Raw genomic sequence first — 14,086 nt, 5'->3', positions numbered from 1 at the left:
AGGACACATCGTGTTGCAGATAGAGATCCACCAGGAGACGTTGTCCGTCGGCTTCGCCCCGTGGACGCGGCTGTTCACCAGGACCGGCGCTGTGAGCGTGCCGCTGACGGAGATCGCCGAGGTGCACCTGCTCGACCGGCCGCTCGCGGCCGCCACGGGCACGCACTACGGCCTGCTCGTCTCCGGCGTCATCAAGGTCGGCGCCTGGACGTCGCCGGCCGGCGTCAAGCGGCTGGTCGCCGCCCGGCGGGAGGCCGGCCTGCGGATCGTCCTGAAGAGCCGGGTGTCGGACTACGACGAGCTGATCCTCAGCGTTCCGGGCGCCGAACGGCTCCGGCGGCGGCTGATCGCGGTGCCGGCATGAACATCGAGGTGCGCGGCCTGACCAAGGCGTTCGGGCCGATCAACGCCGTCACCGACCTCGGCTTCGAGGCCGGAGCGGGCATGGTGACCGGATTCCTGGGGCCGAACGGCGCCGGCAAGACCACCACCATGCGGATGATGCTGGGCCTGGTCGCCCCGACCTCCGGCACCGCCACGTTCGGCGGCCGGCGCTACGCCGACCTGCCCCACCCGTCGGCCACCGTCGGAGCCGTGCTGGACGGCGCCGGCTTCCACCCTGCCCACACCGCCCGCGACCACCTGCGGGTCTACGCCCGCATGGGCCGGTGCGGCCCGGCCCGGGTCGAGCGGGTCACGGACCTGACCGGGGTGTCGGCCTTCGCCGGCCGTCCCACGCGCACCCTGTCCACCGGCATGCGGCAACGCCTCAGCCTGGCCACCGCGCTGCTCGGCGACCCCCAGGTGCTGCTGCTGGACGAGCCGGGCAACGGTCTGGACCCCGAAGGCATCGCCTGGCTGCGGCACTTCGTCCGCGAGCTGGCCGCCGACGGCCGGACCGTCCTCATCTCCAGCCATGTGCTCGGCGAGATCGAGCACATGGCCGACCACGTGGTGGTGATCCGTGACGGGCGGCTGGTCACCACCGGACCCATCGCCGGCCTGTACGGCACACCCACCGTGCTGGTCCGCTCTCCGCAGGCGGAGCTGCTAGCGGCCAGGCTGCTGGAGCGCGGGATCCGGGCAGAACATCCGCAACCGGACCTCCTGCGTATTCACGGCCTGAGCACCGCGGAGGTCGCTACCGCGGCCGCCTCCCACGGCGTCGCGCTGCACGAGATCACCCCCGAACGCCCCACCCTTGAGCAGGCATTCCTGCATCTCACCGGAGGTTCCCGATGACCGCGTTCCCGGCCGCGCTGCTCGCCGCGGAATGGACGCGCCTGACCGGCACCAGGCTCTGGCTCTGGGGCCTGCCGGCCGCGCTGGGCAGCGGAGCGCTCGTCGGCCTGCTCGCGCTCGTCGGGCCGGAGAACTTCACCCCTCCGCTGCCCGGGCTGAACACCGCCCAAGGCACCCACGTGCTGCTGGGCCTGCTCGGCTTCACCGTCTTCGCCCCCGCTCTGCTCGGCACCGTCGCCGTGTCCTCGGAGTACCGGCATCGGACCATCACCACGACGACGTTGTTCGCCCCCAGACGCTGGACCTGGCTGGCGGCCAAGCTGGCGGTCTACACCGGGGCCGGGCTCGCCTACGGCGCGCTCGCCGCGACCGTGGCCGGCGGCGCCCTCTCCGGCGTGGCCATGCTCAAGGGCATCACGCTCGGTCTCCCGGCCGGCACGGTCGCGGCCCTGCTGGCCCGCATCGCGCTGACCATGGCCGTCTACACCCTGCTGGGCGTCGCCGTGGGCGCTCTCCTGCGCAACCAGGTGACCGCCCTCGTCGCCGTCGGCGCCTACTTCTACCTGATCGAGACCGTGCTGATGCTCATCCCGGGAGTCAAGGTGCTCTATCCCTACCTCCCGGGCGGCGCCACCGCCGCACTGACCGGCTTCACCTATCTGGCGGACGCCGTCGCCGGTCAGACCGGTACCTCCGCGGCCCGGCTGCTGTCCGCGCCGGCAGGTGGTGCCGTACTGGTCTGCTACGCCCTGATCGCGGCCGCCGTCGCCGTCGCGGCCCCGTTGCGGCGGGACATCATGTAAGGGTCTCGTCGCGGGCGGCGCGCATGAACGCGGTCGTGCGGCGGAAACCCCCTACGAAATCGGGACCTGGAGATCGGCGAAGCGGGCGATCTTGACGTTCAGCGTGCCGGCGGTCTCGGGCAGCGCGAACAGGCTCCAGAACTCGCGTTGCTGCCCGGGGGCGAACTTCGTGGTGCTCAGGCGAACGCCGGACACGTCGGTGCAGGCGCAGTAGGAGTCGACGCCGTCGTCGTCGGCCACTTGGAGGCGGGCGGGCAGGTACTGGCGGCGGGCCTGTACGTCGGTCAGCGTGAGGTTGAAGGCGGCCCGGTACTTGAACGACATCCAGTCCCGCGCCTGGTGGAGCTCGTTGAACCAGGCTTCTTCCGCGCCCCGGTTCGTGATCCGGTACGTCAGCAGCCCGAGGCCGCCCGCCAGCCGGCGCAGGCCGGTGATCTCCATGGCAATCGGCTGGCCGTCCGCCTTGCCCGTGCCCGTCAGGCCCGTCGTGCCGGGAGCGGCGGTCGCGGCGGTCGTGGTCGGCGTGGCGGTCGTGGCCGGGCGGGGCTTGGCGAACGTCACCGTCACGCGGCGGTTGCGGCGTTTGCCCTCGTCGGTGTCGTTGCCGTACAGCGGGCGGCGTGAGCCGTATCCCTTGGCCTGGAATCCCACGCCCTGCCGCGTGACCGCCGTGGACAGCACCTGACGCACGGCCTGGGCGCGGCGGCCGGACAGGGGGTCGTTGATGGCGTCGGTGCCGGAGGAGTCCGCATGCCCCTCCACCCGTACGGTCTCGCCCGGCGAGGCGTCGATGAGCTTCGCGGTGCGGGCCAGGACCGCCTTGGCCTTGGGCGTGAGCGTGGCCTTGTCGACCGCGAACAGCACGTCGGAGGAGAGGTTCACCTGGAGATCCGTGCCGTCGTCCGCCGTCTCCTCCGACCTGTCGAGCGACTCGGACGGGGTCACGATGCGGCGGGTGACGGTGATGACGGGCTCGGCGTCCGGATCGGGGATCGTCATCCCGGGCGGCGTGACCGGCGGGTCGTCGCTGATCGGGACGTTCACCATCGGCGGCCCCACCGGGGTGACGACCGTGGTGGCGGAGGGATTGCCGGTGGGGGCGGGCATGACCGCGTACAGGCTGATGGACTCGCCCGGGTCGATGAAGTAGCCGAGGCCGTCACGGTCCTGGTCGCTGCACAGACACGGGAAGCCGGCCGGCTGGTACGGCAGGATCCAGGCACGCGCCTGCGCGTCCAGCACCCCGATGCCGGACGCCCATCGGATCCGGCCGAGCGGGCGGGTGTTGTCGCCCATCTCGCCGGTCCACGACAGCTTCTTCTCGCTGCCCGTGTTCGTCAGCCTGACCTGGGCGATCAGGTGCTTGCCTTTGACCCGGTCGAGCCCGACCACCTCGACTTTGAGGTTCTCGGTCATCGTGCTGGAGGTCTGCGCCAGCGCCGGACGGGTGTCCTGCGCGGTGCCGCTCGCGGTGGCCGAGGGAGGCGGGGCGGGGGAGGCGGACGTGCGTGGCGCGGCCTCGGGGGACACGGCGCAGGCCGAGGCGGTGAACAGAGCGAGCAAGGGGACGGCGATCCGGGAACCCATTGGAGAGATACTGCCGTATTCGGATCAAGAGCGCGTAATTGGCAGAAAAGGCCCTCTCGTCAGTGCACCATCCGGTGCGGGGCGGGCGGCGGCTCCAGGCTGACCCGGGCCACCGCCTGGACCTGATCAAGCTGCAGAGTGTCGCGCATGTGCGGCAGCGCGATCGTGGACAGGTGCCGGCTGAGCTCTCCCATAGGCGCCCTCTCGTCGGCGACCACGCGTAGCCGCACTTCAGGGCGGTGATGCGAGCCGGTCAAGCCCGCGTCGGCGCTGAGCACGGCCGGGCTCGACGCCACGTCGGCGGCGACCGCGTGCGCCATCCCGTCCGCGGACACTTCGGAGAAGCCGGTCGGCGACCTCTCCAGCCGGATCGGGCGGTGCGTGATCTCCCTGCGGCCCTGTGCCAGAAGCCAGCGCAACGCCAGCAGCGCCACCACGATCGACACGATTGCCACGGCCCACCAGATCGCCGGGCTGTTGCGGGCGAAGAACCCCTGCACGCCGCCGTCCACGATCGGAGTCCGCGCGGATCCGAAGCCGCCCAGCCCGCGGGCCGCCGCGAGCCCGCCCAGGACGACCAGCACCGTCCCGACCAGCGCGAGTCCCCATCGGTTGCCCCGGCTGGCCTTCCTGCTCACTTGCGCTCCTTGACGTCCACGGTCACCCGGTACGGCTCCACGAGGTCCAGTCCCGCCAGCCTGGTGAGCACGGCGGCGCGCACCTCCTGGGTGAACCTCTCCTTGTCCCACCCCGACGTGGCGGGCGTGACGGCGACGGTCCAGCCCCGAAGCCTGGCGTGGGCCGAGTGCACGCCCGGCACCTCCTCGGCCGCGTGTGCCAGGGCCCTGGTGAAGCTCTTGGGGCGCAGTCCGATGATCACGTCGGGGTCGCCGCTGCGTACCGGCATCATGCGCGGCCGTCCCGGCACCAGAGCGAGGATCAGCAGCGCCAGCCCGAGCAGGGCCACGACCATCGAGGCCACCACGAACAGCGGGTTCGACCACGGTGTGGACAGCGCCCAGCCGAGCATCCGGTCATAGGGCACCAGGCGCAGCGGAGCGCCGAGCAGCGCGGAGACGGTCTCGGCGGCCACGAGCAGGCCCAGAAGGGTGAGCAGCAGGGCCACCACGATGGCCGGAGCCCTCCTGGACGGGCGGAACGCCCGCCTGGCCGCCCGATCGGCGGCCCTGGCGCGCTTCGCCTGGTAGGCGTCTCCGGGGCCGCCCCCGGGTGGGATGGCGCCGTGCTCTTGCTCCGGTGTTCGCCCGGTCACGGCAGGTCACCGCCGAAGTCGGTGATGGTCACGTCCAGACGGGTGACGTTCAGGCCGGTCTGGGCGGCGACGCGAGCGATCACGTGCTGCCTGAGCCGCGCCCCCACGGCGCGCAGCGGTGACGGGTAGGCGACGTTCACGTCCAGGTGAACCATGGCCTGCTCGCCGCGGACCTCGGCGCCCGGCGAGCGCGACGTGCCTGTGGGACGCACCCGCAGCACCTCGGGAACCTCCTCGGCGGCGAGGCAGGCGATCTTGGCGACCACCCGGCCCGCGATCCGCGTGCGCCCGCGCACCTCGGGCGGCGGGGGCGTGAGCCGCTGCCCGGGCACGGTGGCGGTGCCTGTGGCGGTGCCTGCGATCACTTTCGCCTCACGGACAGGTTCACCTCGCCGGTCTCGGCGATCCGGCCGACGAGGTAGCCGACGGCGCCGAGCACCAGCACGATCAGGAACGCCACCAGCCCGCCGAACGCCCCGACGATCCCGAGAACGATGCCGACGGTCATCCCGATCACCGGTAGCCACTGGTTGTTCATGGTCCCTCCACGATGTCGTCCACGATGTCGTCGATGCGCACGTCCACCCGGCGCTCGCCGGCCAGGTCCGTCACGGCTCGCCGTACTTCGTCGGCGGTCTGCGGGAGCGGGCGGGCCGTCGTGGCCACGATGGCGATCTCGACCGCGCGGTCGTTCACGGAGACGCCGGTCAGCCGCCGGCCCGGCAGGTAGGTGGCCACGGTCCCGAACCGGCCGCCGGACAGCCCGGCCACGCCGGCACACGATCGCGCCCGCTCGGCGATCGCCCGCGCCTCGTCCTCGGCTGGGCGCGTTCCGGTTCCCGGGCCCGTGCCGGTTCCTGGGCCCGCGCCGGACCTTGGGGCCGGGCCCGTGTCCGTCATTGGACCCGCGGCTCCGTCTCGGTGTCCTGCCCGCGGCTCCTGTCGCTGTCTCGGTCGCGGTCCTGCTCGGGCAGATGGACGTCGTCGACGCGGATGTTGACCTCGGTCACCTCGAGCCCGCACATCCGCTCGACCGCGTTGATGACGTTCTTGCGCACCGCGCCCGCCAGGTCCGGGATCGCCATGCCGTACTCCACCACCAGGTCGAGGTCGATGGCGGCCTGCCGCTCGCCCACCTCCACCGACACGCCCTGCGTCACGCTCTCGTCGACACCGACCATGCCGCGTACGCTGCCCAGCGCGCGCGCCGCACCCCCGCCCATGGCGTGGACGCCGGACATCTCGCGGGCGGCGAGCCCGGCGATCTTGGCGACGACGACGTCTTCGATCCTGGTGGTGCCCTTCTCGGTGACCAGCCCGGTCCCCGGTCCGCCCTCGTACGTCCTGGCCCTCGGCACGGTCGTGGCCTGACCGGTTTCCGCAGCTCGGTTGGACATTGTGTCTGACACGACCCGTCACCTCCCTGGTTGTCCTCCTCAATAGGCACTGATATCCGCCTATGTGCACCTGATGCCTCATAAAAAGGACTTTGGGGGCATTTGTGGCAATTACTTACTAATGGGCGGTTGATGGTGGCCGCATGTCGCCGGATCGCGTCCCCGGCGAAAGAGGCCAGGCGCACGGATACGATCGAGTGGTTCCGTTCGGAGAAGGAGGCGCGGTGCCGGGCACGGAGGAGCAGGCCAAGGCTGTCACCTGGCTCATGCTGATCTACCGGGTGCCCAGCGAGCCGACCAGGCTGCGGGCCGCGGTCTGGCGCAAGCTGCGCAACCTCGGCGCCGTCTACCTGCAGAACTCCGCGGCCGCCGCGCCGCGCACGCCGCAGAGCGAGCGGGCCCTGCGGGCGCTGCGCAGCGAGATCGTCGAGTCGATGTCCGGGCAGGCGTTCCTGGTCACCACCTCGTCGGTCATCGGCGAGTCCGACCTGGTAGCGCTCTACAACGCCGCCCGCGACGACGAGTACGAGGAGATCCTCGACAAGTGCGCCGACTTCCACGAAGAGGTGGCCAAGGAGGTGCGGGCCAAGCACTTCACGTACAGCGAGCTAGAGGAGAACGAGGAGGACCTCACCAAGCTCAGGGGCTGGTACGAGAAGGTCAAGACCCGCGACGTCCTGGGCTCGCCGCGGCGCAAAGAGGTGATCAAGGCGCTCGACGACTGCGCGCGGACGCTGGAGGAGTTCGCCGCCTCGGTGTATGAGGCCGAGGACAACGCGATCTTCCAGCACGGCGCCGGGTGAGCGCGGGCGGCCCACCCCGGCTACCGGTCGCGGACGTCGATCCGCAGCGCGATGGCGAAGGCGGCCATCAGGCAGACGCCGAGCACCGGCGTGAGCACCGTCGACGGCACCGCGAACGCCAGCAGCGCCACCGTGCCCAGCGCCAGCGTGACGACCACGGCGACGGCTATCTTCCAGTCGTCGCCGACGATCAGGTCGTACCAGAACTGTCCGAACCCTCGGATGAACCCCATGCCTAGCTCCCTGAAGTAGTGGGCACGGCCTCGGGCCGCGCCTGCGACGGACGCCTGAGCGCGCGCACCATCAGGCGCGACAGCCCGTACCAGGCGGCGATGAGCACCAGGATCGCCAGGTCGGAGCCCGGCCACTCCAGGCTCTCGCGGCTGCCGGTGAAGATGCCGAGCCCCTCGACCGCCCAGTACGTGCCGAAGCCGGCCAGCAGCAGGCCGACGCCGTACTTGAGCGTGTTCTCCGGCACCTTCGACAGCGGCCCCCTGACGGCGATGCCGACGACGAGCACGAGGAGCACGCCGACCACGGCCGCCCCGATCGCCACCGGCATGTTGTCGGCGCTCAGGCCGAAGGTGATCACGATGAAGACGACCTCGACGCCTTCGAGGAAGACGCCCTTGAAGCTGATCATGAACGAGAACCAGTCGAGCCCCTTGGCCTTGACCTCGCCCGCGTCCTTCGCGGCGGCCACCTCGTCCGCGAAGATCTGGTCCTCGTCGTGCATGGCCTTGCGCCCCGACGATCTCAGGATCGCCTTGCGCAGCCACTGCAGGCCGAAGATCAGCAGCAGGCCGCCGATCGCGAGCTGCAGCGCCGCCTCCGGCAGCCAGGTCGCCAGGGCGTAGCCGGCGGCGGCGGTGAACGCGGCCAGGGCCACGAGGGCCGCGCCCACGCCCATCAGGGTGGAGCGCCAGCTCCGCGTCATGCCCATCGCCATGACGATCGTCAGGGCCTCCACCATCTCCACGATCGAGGCCAGCAGCACCGCCGCGCCCAGGCCCCATGCGGCCGCAGTCATCGGCCCACATCCTTCCGTTGCGCCATGAATGTAACAGTTGTTAGTTTTCCCATATATCGCTGGATATGTCCATGCAGGCCTGGATGCTCGCCCGTGCGAGATCGTCGTTCCAGGGCTCCGGCCAGGAAGAGAACTTGGCGATGACCAGCTCGGCCCTCTCGTGCACGAACAGCAGCTGGCCGTGGATGCCGAGGGCCAGATACGCGCCGCCCCGATCGCGGGGCGCGGCCACCCACCACTGGTTGCGGTAGTAGGCGCCGGGCAGCGTCAGCCACGGCGAGCCGTTCCGGGTGAAGGCCGCGGCCTGGCCGGCGTCGGGCTCCAGGGTGTCGGCGACCCAGCCCTCGGGCACCACCCGCGTCCCGTCCGGGCGCAGCCCGCCCCGTCGCAGGACCTCGCCGAGCCTGGCCAGGTCGCGGGCCGTGCAGCAGACCCCGATGTCGGCCAGGGCGTTGCCGTTGCGGTCCACCGTGATCTCGGCGTCGTACTCGGCGCCCAGCCCCTGCCAGAGGTGCTGCGAGATCAGCTCGGGCACCCGCAGGCCGGTCGCGCGCTCCGCCAGGATCCCCAGCACGCACGTCAGGGTCGAGCGGTACTCGAAGTCGCCGCCATGGGGCCGCACCCGGGTCAGCCGCCACAGGTGGCTGCGCGAATCCTCGTCCTCCCCGGGCGACTCTGGGAAGCTCGACGGGGGCGCCCACAGGCAGGTGGCGTAGTAGGCGCGCTGGAGTTCGAGCGTGGTGATGTCCTCGCGGGTGCCGGTCCGCATGTCCAGCACGTGGCGGACGCCGGCCCCCTCCAGCCCGGTGCCGCGGAACTCGGGCACGATCGCGCAGACCTCGTCGTCGGCCGACAGCGCCCCGGAGGCGATGACGGAGCCGACGGCCGTGGCCGTGATGGACTTGGAGACCGACATGCACAGGTGCCGGGTCGCGGGCCGCATCCCGTTCTCGTACCGCTCGTGCACGAGCCGGCCCCGGTGCAGCACGACCAGGGCGTCGGTGTGGGTGCCCTGGTCCAGCCCGTGCAGGCGCGGCTCGGGCCCGCCCGGCACGAGCTCGAACGCGGGCCCCTCACCTCGGGAAACGACCGCGGTGGGGATCAGCTCCCTGACACGCTGATACCCGACGACGTTGTGCGGGGGGCGCATCCAGTTCTCCAGCGTCACCGCTTCAGCGGACACGGTGGGGTCCTCCTTTGACGAAACCTTTCGGCACGGCTAGAAATGGCCTGTCCCCGCCGCTCGGCGGCCCCAGACACAGACGGAGATCAATGGCCACGAAGCGAGCGCGCCCCACGATCCGTGACGTGGCGATCCAGGCGGGCGTGTCGATGACGACGGTCTCCGACGTCGTCAACAGCAAGGGCCGGGTGGACCCCGCGACCCGCGAGCGGGTGCTGACGGCCGTCTCGGAGGTCGGGTGGCGGCCCCGGCGCTCGGCCCGCGCCCTGCGCTCCGGCCGGACCGGGGTGTTCGCCATGTGCCTGCCGGTGGGCCACGTCGGCGTGGGGGAGTGGCTGGTGAACGCCGAGTACGACATGGCCCTGGTGGCGGCGTGCGCCGCGGCCACCGTCGACTCCGACCGCCAGCTCCTCGTGGCCCCGCGGCCCAAGGACGTCAGGGACCTCGTACGGCTCGACGTGGACGGCGTGATCATCGCCGATCCGCGCGAGGGCGACCAGGCGCTGACGGTGCTCAACAACGCGGGCGTCCCCGCGGTGACCATCGACCGCGACATCCAGCGTACGGACGGCTGGTGGGTCGAGACCGACAACGCGGGCAGCACCGTGCAGGTGCTCGACCACCTCACCGCGCAGGGCGCCAGGAGCATCGCGCTGGTGACGGCCGACGCGCCCTGGGCCTGGTTCGAGGACACCTCGGCGGCGTACGCGCGCTGGTGCGCCGGGCACGGCGTCAAGCCGCTGGTCCGGCTGATCGACGTGGAGCGGCCCAGGGCGACCGCGGCGGCCGGTGTGCGCAGCCTGCTGCGGCTCAAGAACCCGCCGGACGCCGTCTTCGCCATCCCGTACGGCACCCCGCTCGGCGCCCTCGACGCCATCGTGGAGTCCGGGCGCTCGGTGCCCGGCGACATCCTGCTGGCCGGTGGCATGGACGGGCAGATGATGCAGGGCTCCTCGCCGCCCATCACCGCCGTGGACCTGCGGCCCGTGGAGATGGCCAGGGCGGCCGTCGAGCTGCTGGCCAGGCGGGTGGGCGGGGAGAAGGCCGCGGGCCCCGTCGTCATCGAGACGGCGCTGCGGATCCGCGAGTCGACGACGCGCTCCTGACCGGACCGGCTCACCCGCCCGCCGGGGACCCGGCGCTTGAGGGATCGGCGGCCGTTCACCCGACTGCCCGGGAGCCGGCGCCTGAAGGATCGGCGGGCGTTCACGCGCCCGCCAGCGATTCGGCCAGGGACACGCAGGCGCTGACGGTGTCCTGGGCGAGCAGCGTGGACCAGCCCTGCGGCCAGGTGGAGAACTTGGCGACGACCACCTCGGCCGGCTCGTGCACCAGCAGCAGCTGCCCGTGGATGCCCAGCGCCAGGTAGATCGCCCCCTGCGGGCCCGACTCGGCCACCCACCACTGGTTGCGGTAGTAGGCGCCGGGATCGGGCAGGTAGCGGGCGCCGTGCTCGGTGAAGGCCGCCCGCTGGCCGGCGTCGGGCACGAGCGTGTCGGCCACCCAGGCGCGCGGGATGGCCTCGACGCCGTTCACGTCGCCGTTGCGCCGCATGGCCTCGCCCAGGCGGGCCAGGTCCCGCAGCGTGCAGGAGACGCCGACGTCCGCCAGCGCGTTGCGGTGCCCGTCCACGCAGATCTCGGCGTCGCGCTCGGCGCCGATCCGCTGCCAGACCTCGCGCGAGACCAGCTCGGGCAGCCGGGTGCCGGCCGCGTGCTCGGCCACCAGGGCCAGCACGCAGGTCAGCACCGACCGGTACTGGAACTCGCCGCCGTGCGGCCGGACGTTGACCAGGTCGGCGAAGTACGAGGTCAGGTCGGTGCGCACGCCCGGGCGGGTCATGGGCGCCCACAGCGTGGCCTCCATGTCGGTCCTGGACTGCTCCTCGGTCAGCCGTCCGGTGCCGGTGCGCATGTCGAGCAGGTGGCGCACGGTCGCGTCCGCGAAGCTCGTCCCCCGCAGCGTGGGGACGACGTCCCCGGCCAGGTCGTCCGGGCTCAGCGCCCCTTGCGCGACGACCCGGCCGACCGCCGTGGCGGTGATCGACTTCGAGATCGACATGCACAGGTGCGCCGTCGCCGGGGTCATGCCGTTGTCGTAGTGCTCGAAGACCCTGCGGCCCCGGTGCAGCACCAGGAAGCCGTCCGTGAAAGTCCGGTCGAGCAGCCGGGCCAGCGGCTCCGCGCCGCTCCCGCCGCCGTCGTCGGGATGCGAGGTATAGCCCACCTCGCGCTCGCCGAGCGGCAGCGGCGCCCGCGGCAGCTCCATGACGGGACCGGCGCCGCGTTCGATGACCGCGGTCGGCACGATCTCCCTGACGTGCTGGAACGACCAGCGGTTGTACGGCGCCCGCAGCCAGTTGGCCAGCGTGGGCCGGTCCGTGACCGTCCGTGGGGGGAGGTGGATCGTCACACGTACCTCGCAATGCCGAATCGTTTCGGCAACCTTAGGCAGCTACCCCGAAAGGCGCAACAGCTATCCGGACATAGCGGCATTAGGTCGATCATTTCCATTGCCGAATGACCGTTGACACCATCAAGCGCCGGTGGTTGTATGTGCCGAAACGTTCAGGCAAGAACGCTTCGGTCGCCTGCGCTGCACGTCAACGGGCTGAAAAAGCACCCGATAGGCGCCGAGAGAGGAACAACATGAGCGCGCCCCCCACATCGCCTGACAGTTTCAGCATTCGCCCGCGTCTTGTCGCTTCCGTTACGGCCCTGTTGCTAGTCGTGACCGGCTGTGCCGGACAACCCGAGGCGGCCGGGCAGCCGGCCGGGCAACAGGCAGGGCAACAGACAGGGGCCACCGGCTCCTTCTCCTTCACCGACGACCGCGCCGAAACGGTTCGGCTGGACAAACAGGGCCTGCGGGTCGTCGCCCAGGAGGACGCCGCCAACGCCCTGATGCACCTCGGCATCAAGCCGGTGGGCATCTTCGGCGGCGCGCCGCTCAACGGCAACCCCATGCTCAAGGGCCTCGACCTGACCGGCGTCGAGTCGGTCGGCGAGGTCTTCGGCGAGGTCAAGATGGAGAAGCTGGCCGCGCTGCGGCCGGATGTCATCGTCTCGACCTTCTACACGGGCGACGGGGTGCTGTTCCCCGGCGGGGTGTACGGCTTCCAGACCGAGAAGATGCAGAACGACGCCAAGGCCATCGCCCCGATCCTCGCCATCGACTCGACCAAGCCGTCCTCCCACGTCATCCAGCGCTTCTCCGAGCTGGCCAAGGCGCTGGGCGCCGACGTCGACGGAGGGACGGTCGCGCAGGCGCGTACCACCTGGCAGAGCGCGGTCGAGGAGCTGAAGACCACCGCCAAGGAGCGCTCCAACCTGACCGTGCTGGCTGTGACCCCGGCTCAGGAGCAGGTCTACTTCGCCGTGCCCGACCTGTTCCCCGACCTGCTCGACCTCAAGGACTGGGGGGTCGACGTGATGACTCCCAAGGGTAAGCTCGTCAGCTCCTACTACGAGGCGGTCAGCTGGGAGAACGCCGCGAAATACCAGCCCAGCGTGGTCCTGGTGGACGCCCGCGGCTACACGCTCGGCAACGAGGCGCTGAAGAAGTACCCGACCTGGAACGCGCTGAAGGCCGTGCAGGCCGGCCAGGTCGGCTCCTGGGTGCGGGTCTCACTCAACTACGCCGACTACACCAAGCAGGTCCAGGATCTGACCGCCGTGCTCAAGCGCGCGGGGAACGTGTAGCCCGCATGGCGACCACTGTGCGCAGCTCCTTCCGGCGTGATCAGGCCGCTCCCCGCAAGGGCCTGGTCAACGGGCTGGGCCGGCCCGCCGGGCTGGTGATCGCGATCGCGGCGCTGGCCGCCGTCGCGCTCGCCAGCCTGGTGCTGGGCTCCCGGCACCTGCCGGCGGCGGCTGTCCACGACGCGCTGCTGAACTTCGACCCCTCGGACGAGGCGCAGACCGTCATCCGCTCCCTGCGCGTCCCGCGCACGATCATCGGGCTCCTCACCGGGCTGGCGCTCGGGCTCGCGGGCGCCGTGATGCAGGGGGTGTCCCGCAACCCGCTCGCCGACCCCGGCATCCTCGGCGTCAACGCGGGTGCCGCGCTGGCCGTGCTGACCGGGGTGCAGTTCTTCGGCGTCACGACCCTGCTCGGCTACGTGTGGTTCGCCTTCGGCGGCGCCGGCGTCGCGGTGCTGGTCGTGTACGTGCTCTCCAGCATCGGCAGGGACGGCGCCACCCCCGTGAAGCTCGCGCTGGCGGGCACGGCGGTCACGGCCCTGCTGGCCTCCTTCACCACGCTCGTCCAGCTCCTCGACGTCAGGACCATGGACGCCTACCGCGCCTGGGCCGCCGGATCGCTGGCGGGCCGCGGCGCCGACGTCGCCGCCGAGGTGTGGCCGTTCGTCGCCGTGGGCGCGATGCTGGCGCTGGCCAGTGGCCGGGTGCTCAACACGCTCGCCCTCGGCGACGACGTGGCCCGCTCCCTGGGCCAGAACGTGACCCGCGCCAGGATCGTCAGCGGCGTGGCGGTCATGATCCTGGCCGGCGCCGCCACCGCCGCGGCCGGGCCCATCGTCTTCATCGGCCTGACCGTGCCGCACATCGCCCGGGCGATCGTCGGCCCCGACTACCGCTGGATCCTGCCCTACAGCGCCGTGCTGGCGCCCGTGCTGCTGCTGGCCGCCGACGTGGTCGGCCGGCTCGCGGTGGCGCCGGCCGAGCTGCAGGTCGGCATCGTGACGGCGCTGCTCGGGGCCCCGGTGTTCATCGCCCTCGTCCGCCGCAAGAATCTGGCCTCCCTATGA

At 71.5% G+C, this 14,086-nt stretch carries 18 protein-coding genes; 7 read left to right on the top strand and 11 right to left on the bottom strand.

Annotation, left to right across the window (positions count from 1 at the left end):
- The first annotated feature begins 10 nt into the window (after nt 1-10).
- From ABZS69_RS29050 to ABZS69_RS29040, 3 genes are read left to right on the top strand one after another with little or no spacing between them, the layout of a single operon-like run.
- The gene (locus ABZS69_RS29050; protein WP_355378096.1) at nt 11-364 is read left to right on the top strand and encodes a hypothetical protein; all 354 of its coding nucleotides are present in this window, start codon (nt 11-13) and stop codon (nt 362-364) included.
- A complete protein-coding gene (locus ABZS69_RS29045; protein ID WP_355378095.1) occupies nt 361-1,242 on the top strand; it encodes an ATP-binding cassette domain-containing protein in 882 nt (293 codons plus the stop codon). Before ABZS69_RS29050 ends, ABZS69_RS29045 begins: the two co-directional genes overlap by 4 nt.
- Nucleotides 1,239-2,045 (top strand): ABC transporter permease, encoded by an 807-nt coding sequence (locus tag ABZS69_RS29040; protein WP_355378093.1) that lies wholly within the window; start codon nt 1,239-1,241, stop codon nt 2,043-2,045. The genes ABZS69_RS29045 and ABZS69_RS29040 overlap by 4 nt, the downstream gene beginning before the upstream one ends.
- Nucleotides 2,046-2,096: 51 nt before the next feature.
- Here ABZS69_RS29040 and ABZS69_RS29035 read toward each other — a convergent pair whose 3' ends face one another.
- The 7 genes from ABZS69_RS29035 to ABZS69_RS29005 are packed head-to-tail and all read right to left on the bottom strand — an operon-like array spanning nt 2,097 to nt 6,314.
- Nucleotides 2,097-3,632 (bottom strand): OmpA family protein, encoded by a 1,536-nt coding sequence (locus ABZS69_RS29035; RefSeq protein WP_355378091.1) that lies wholly within the window; start codon nt 3,630-3,632, stop codon nt 2,097-2,099.
- Nucleotides 3,633-3,691: 59 nt separating this feature from the next.
- Nucleotides 3,692-4,270, bottom strand: coding sequence for an alkaline shock response membrane anchor protein AmaP (locus ABZS69_RS29030; protein WP_355378089.1), 579 nt, complete (start codon nt 4,268-4,270; stop codon nt 3,692-3,694).
- The gene (locus ABZS69_RS29025; protein WP_355378087.1) at nt 4,267-4,905 is read right to left on the bottom strand and encodes a DUF6286 domain-containing protein; all 639 of its coding nucleotides are present in this window, start codon (nt 4,903-4,905) and stop codon (nt 4,267-4,269) included. Before ABZS69_RS29025 ends, ABZS69_RS29030 begins: the two co-directional genes overlap by 4 nt.
- Entirely contained in the window at nt 4,902-5,270 is a 369-nt protein-coding gene (locus tag ABZS69_RS29020; protein WP_355378086.1) for an Asp23/Gls24 family envelope stress response protein, read from the bottom strand. The genes ABZS69_RS29025 and ABZS69_RS29020 overlap by 4 nt, the downstream gene beginning before the upstream one ends.
- A complete protein-coding gene (locus ABZS69_RS29015) occupies nt 5,267-5,443 on the bottom strand; it encodes a hypothetical protein (RefSeq protein ID WP_355378085.1) in 177 nt (58 codons plus the stop codon). The genes ABZS69_RS29020 and ABZS69_RS29015 overlap by 4 nt, the downstream gene beginning before the upstream one ends.
- Complete coding sequence (locus ABZS69_RS29010; protein WP_355378083.1) at nt 5,440-5,805, bottom strand: hypothetical protein; 366 nt, start codon at nt 5,803-5,805, stop codon at nt 5,440-5,442. Before ABZS69_RS29010 ends, ABZS69_RS29015 begins: the two co-directional genes overlap by 4 nt.
- Complete coding sequence (locus ABZS69_RS29005; RefSeq protein WP_355378081.1) at nt 5,802-6,314, bottom strand: Asp23/Gls24 family envelope stress response protein; 513 nt, start codon at nt 6,312-6,314, stop codon at nt 5,802-5,804. Before ABZS69_RS29005 ends, ABZS69_RS29010 begins: the two co-directional genes overlap by 4 nt.
- Nucleotides 6,315-6,526: 212 nt before the next feature.
- On the opposite strand from ABZS69_RS29005, the gene ABZS69_RS29000 reads away from it, so the two are divergent.
- On the top strand, nt 6,527-7,105 hold the full coding sequence (locus ABZS69_RS29000) for a Chromate resistance protein ChrB (RefSeq protein ID WP_355378080.1): 579 nt from the start codon (nt 6,527-6,529) through the stop codon (nt 7,103-7,105).
- Nucleotides 7,106-7,125: 20 nt separating this feature from the next.
- On the opposite strand, the gene ABZS69_RS28995 is transcribed toward ABZS69_RS29000, so the two are convergent.
- Genes ABZS69_RS28995 through ABZS69_RS28985 form a run of 3 tightly spaced genes read right to left on the bottom strand, consistent with a single transcriptional unit; the run spans nt 7,126 to nt 9,318 of the window.
- Entirely contained in the window at nt 7,126-7,338 is a 213-nt protein-coding gene (locus ABZS69_RS28995; protein ID WP_355378078.1) for a hypothetical protein, read from the bottom strand.
- A 2-nt stretch (nt 7,339-7,340) separates the two neighbouring features.
- Nucleotides 7,341-8,135: a hypothetical protein gene (locus ABZS69_RS28990; protein WP_355378076.1), complete on the bottom strand. Its 795-nt coding sequence runs from the start codon at nt 8,133-8,135 to the stop codon at nt 7,341-7,343.
- A gap of 40 nt (nt 8,136-8,175) precedes the next feature.
- Nucleotides 8,176-9,318 carry a serine hydrolase gene (locus tag ABZS69_RS28985; protein ID WP_355378074.1) on the bottom strand — a complete coding sequence of 381 codons (1,143 nt, stop codon included), beginning with the start codon at nt 9,316-9,318 and terminating at the stop codon, nt 8,176-8,178.
- A gap of 89 nt (nt 9,319-9,407) precedes the next feature.
- Here ABZS69_RS28985 and ABZS69_RS28980 point away from each other — a divergent pair, with 89 nt between their 5' ends.
- Nucleotides 9,408-10,424: a LacI family DNA-binding transcriptional regulator gene (locus ABZS69_RS28980; RefSeq protein WP_355378072.1), complete on the top strand. Its 1,017-nt coding sequence runs from the start codon at nt 9,408-9,410 to the stop codon at nt 10,422-10,424.
- Nucleotides 10,425-10,524: 100 nt separating this feature from the next.
- On the opposite strand, the gene ABZS69_RS28975 is transcribed toward ABZS69_RS28980, so the two are convergent.
- Nucleotides 10,525-11,730: a serine hydrolase gene (locus tag ABZS69_RS28975; RefSeq protein WP_355378070.1), complete on the bottom strand. Its 1,206-nt coding sequence runs from the start codon at nt 11,728-11,730 to the stop codon at nt 10,525-10,527.
- A 317-nt stretch (nt 11,731-12,047) separates the two neighbouring features.
- Between ABZS69_RS28975 and ABZS69_RS28970 the strand changes: the two genes are divergently transcribed.
- Both ABZS69_RS28970 and ABZS69_RS28965 read left to right on the top strand, forming a co-directional pair.
- Entirely contained in the window at nt 12,048-13,019 is a 972-nt protein-coding gene (locus ABZS69_RS28970; RefSeq protein ID WP_355378068.1) for an ABC transporter substrate-binding protein, read from the top strand.
- 5 nt (nt 13,020-13,024) lie between these two features.
- A complete protein-coding gene (locus tag ABZS69_RS28965) occupies nt 13,025-14,086 on the top strand; it encodes an iron ABC transporter permease (protein ID WP_355378066.1) in 1,062 nt (353 codons plus the stop codon).

This window comes from Nonomuraea sp. NPDC005650, assembly GCF_040605375.1.
In the GTDB taxonomy this organism is placed as follows: Bacteria; Actinomycetota; Actinomycetes; order Streptosporangiales; family Streptosporangiaceae; genus Nonomuraea.
The sequence above is the reverse complement of the archived record's forward strand: the minus strand, read 5'-3'. Positions and strand labels throughout refer to the sequence as shown.

Coding starts and splice junctions, on each gene's coding strand:
- ABZS69_RS29045 (WP_355378095.1), top strand. CDS start 361: ATGAACATCGAGGTGCGCGGCCTGACCAAGGCGTTCGGGCCGATCAAC.
- ABZS69_RS29040 (WP_355378093.1), top strand. CDS start 1,239: ATGACCGCGTTCCCGGCCGCGCTGCTCGCCGCGGAATGGACGCGCCTG.
- ABZS69_RS29035 (WP_355378091.1), bottom strand. CDS start 3,632: ATGGGTTCCCGGATCGCCGTCCCCTTGCTCGCTCTGTTCACCGCCTCG.
- ABZS69_RS29015 (WP_355378085.1), bottom strand. CDS start 5,443: ATGAACAACCAGTGGCTACCGGTGATCGGGATGACCGTCGGCATCGTT.
- ABZS69_RS29010 (WP_355378083.1), bottom strand. CDS start 5,805: ATGACGGACACGGGCCCGGCCCCAAGGTCCGGCGCGGGCCCAGGAACC.
- ABZS69_RS28995 (WP_355378078.1), bottom strand. CDS start 7,338: ATGGGGTTCATCCGAGGGTTCGGACAGTTCTGGTACGACCTGATCGTC.
- ABZS69_RS28990 (WP_355378076.1), bottom strand. CDS start 8,135: ATGACTGCGGCCGCATGGGGCCTGGGCGCGGCGGTGCTGCTGGCCTCG.
- ABZS69_RS28980 (WP_355378072.1), top strand. CDS start 9,408: ATGGCCACGAAGCGAGCGCGCCCCACGATCCGTGACGTGGCGATCCAG.
- ABZS69_RS28965 (WP_355378066.1), top strand. CDS start 13,025: ATGGCGACCACTGTGCGCAGCTCCTTCCGGCGTGATCAGGCCGCTCCC.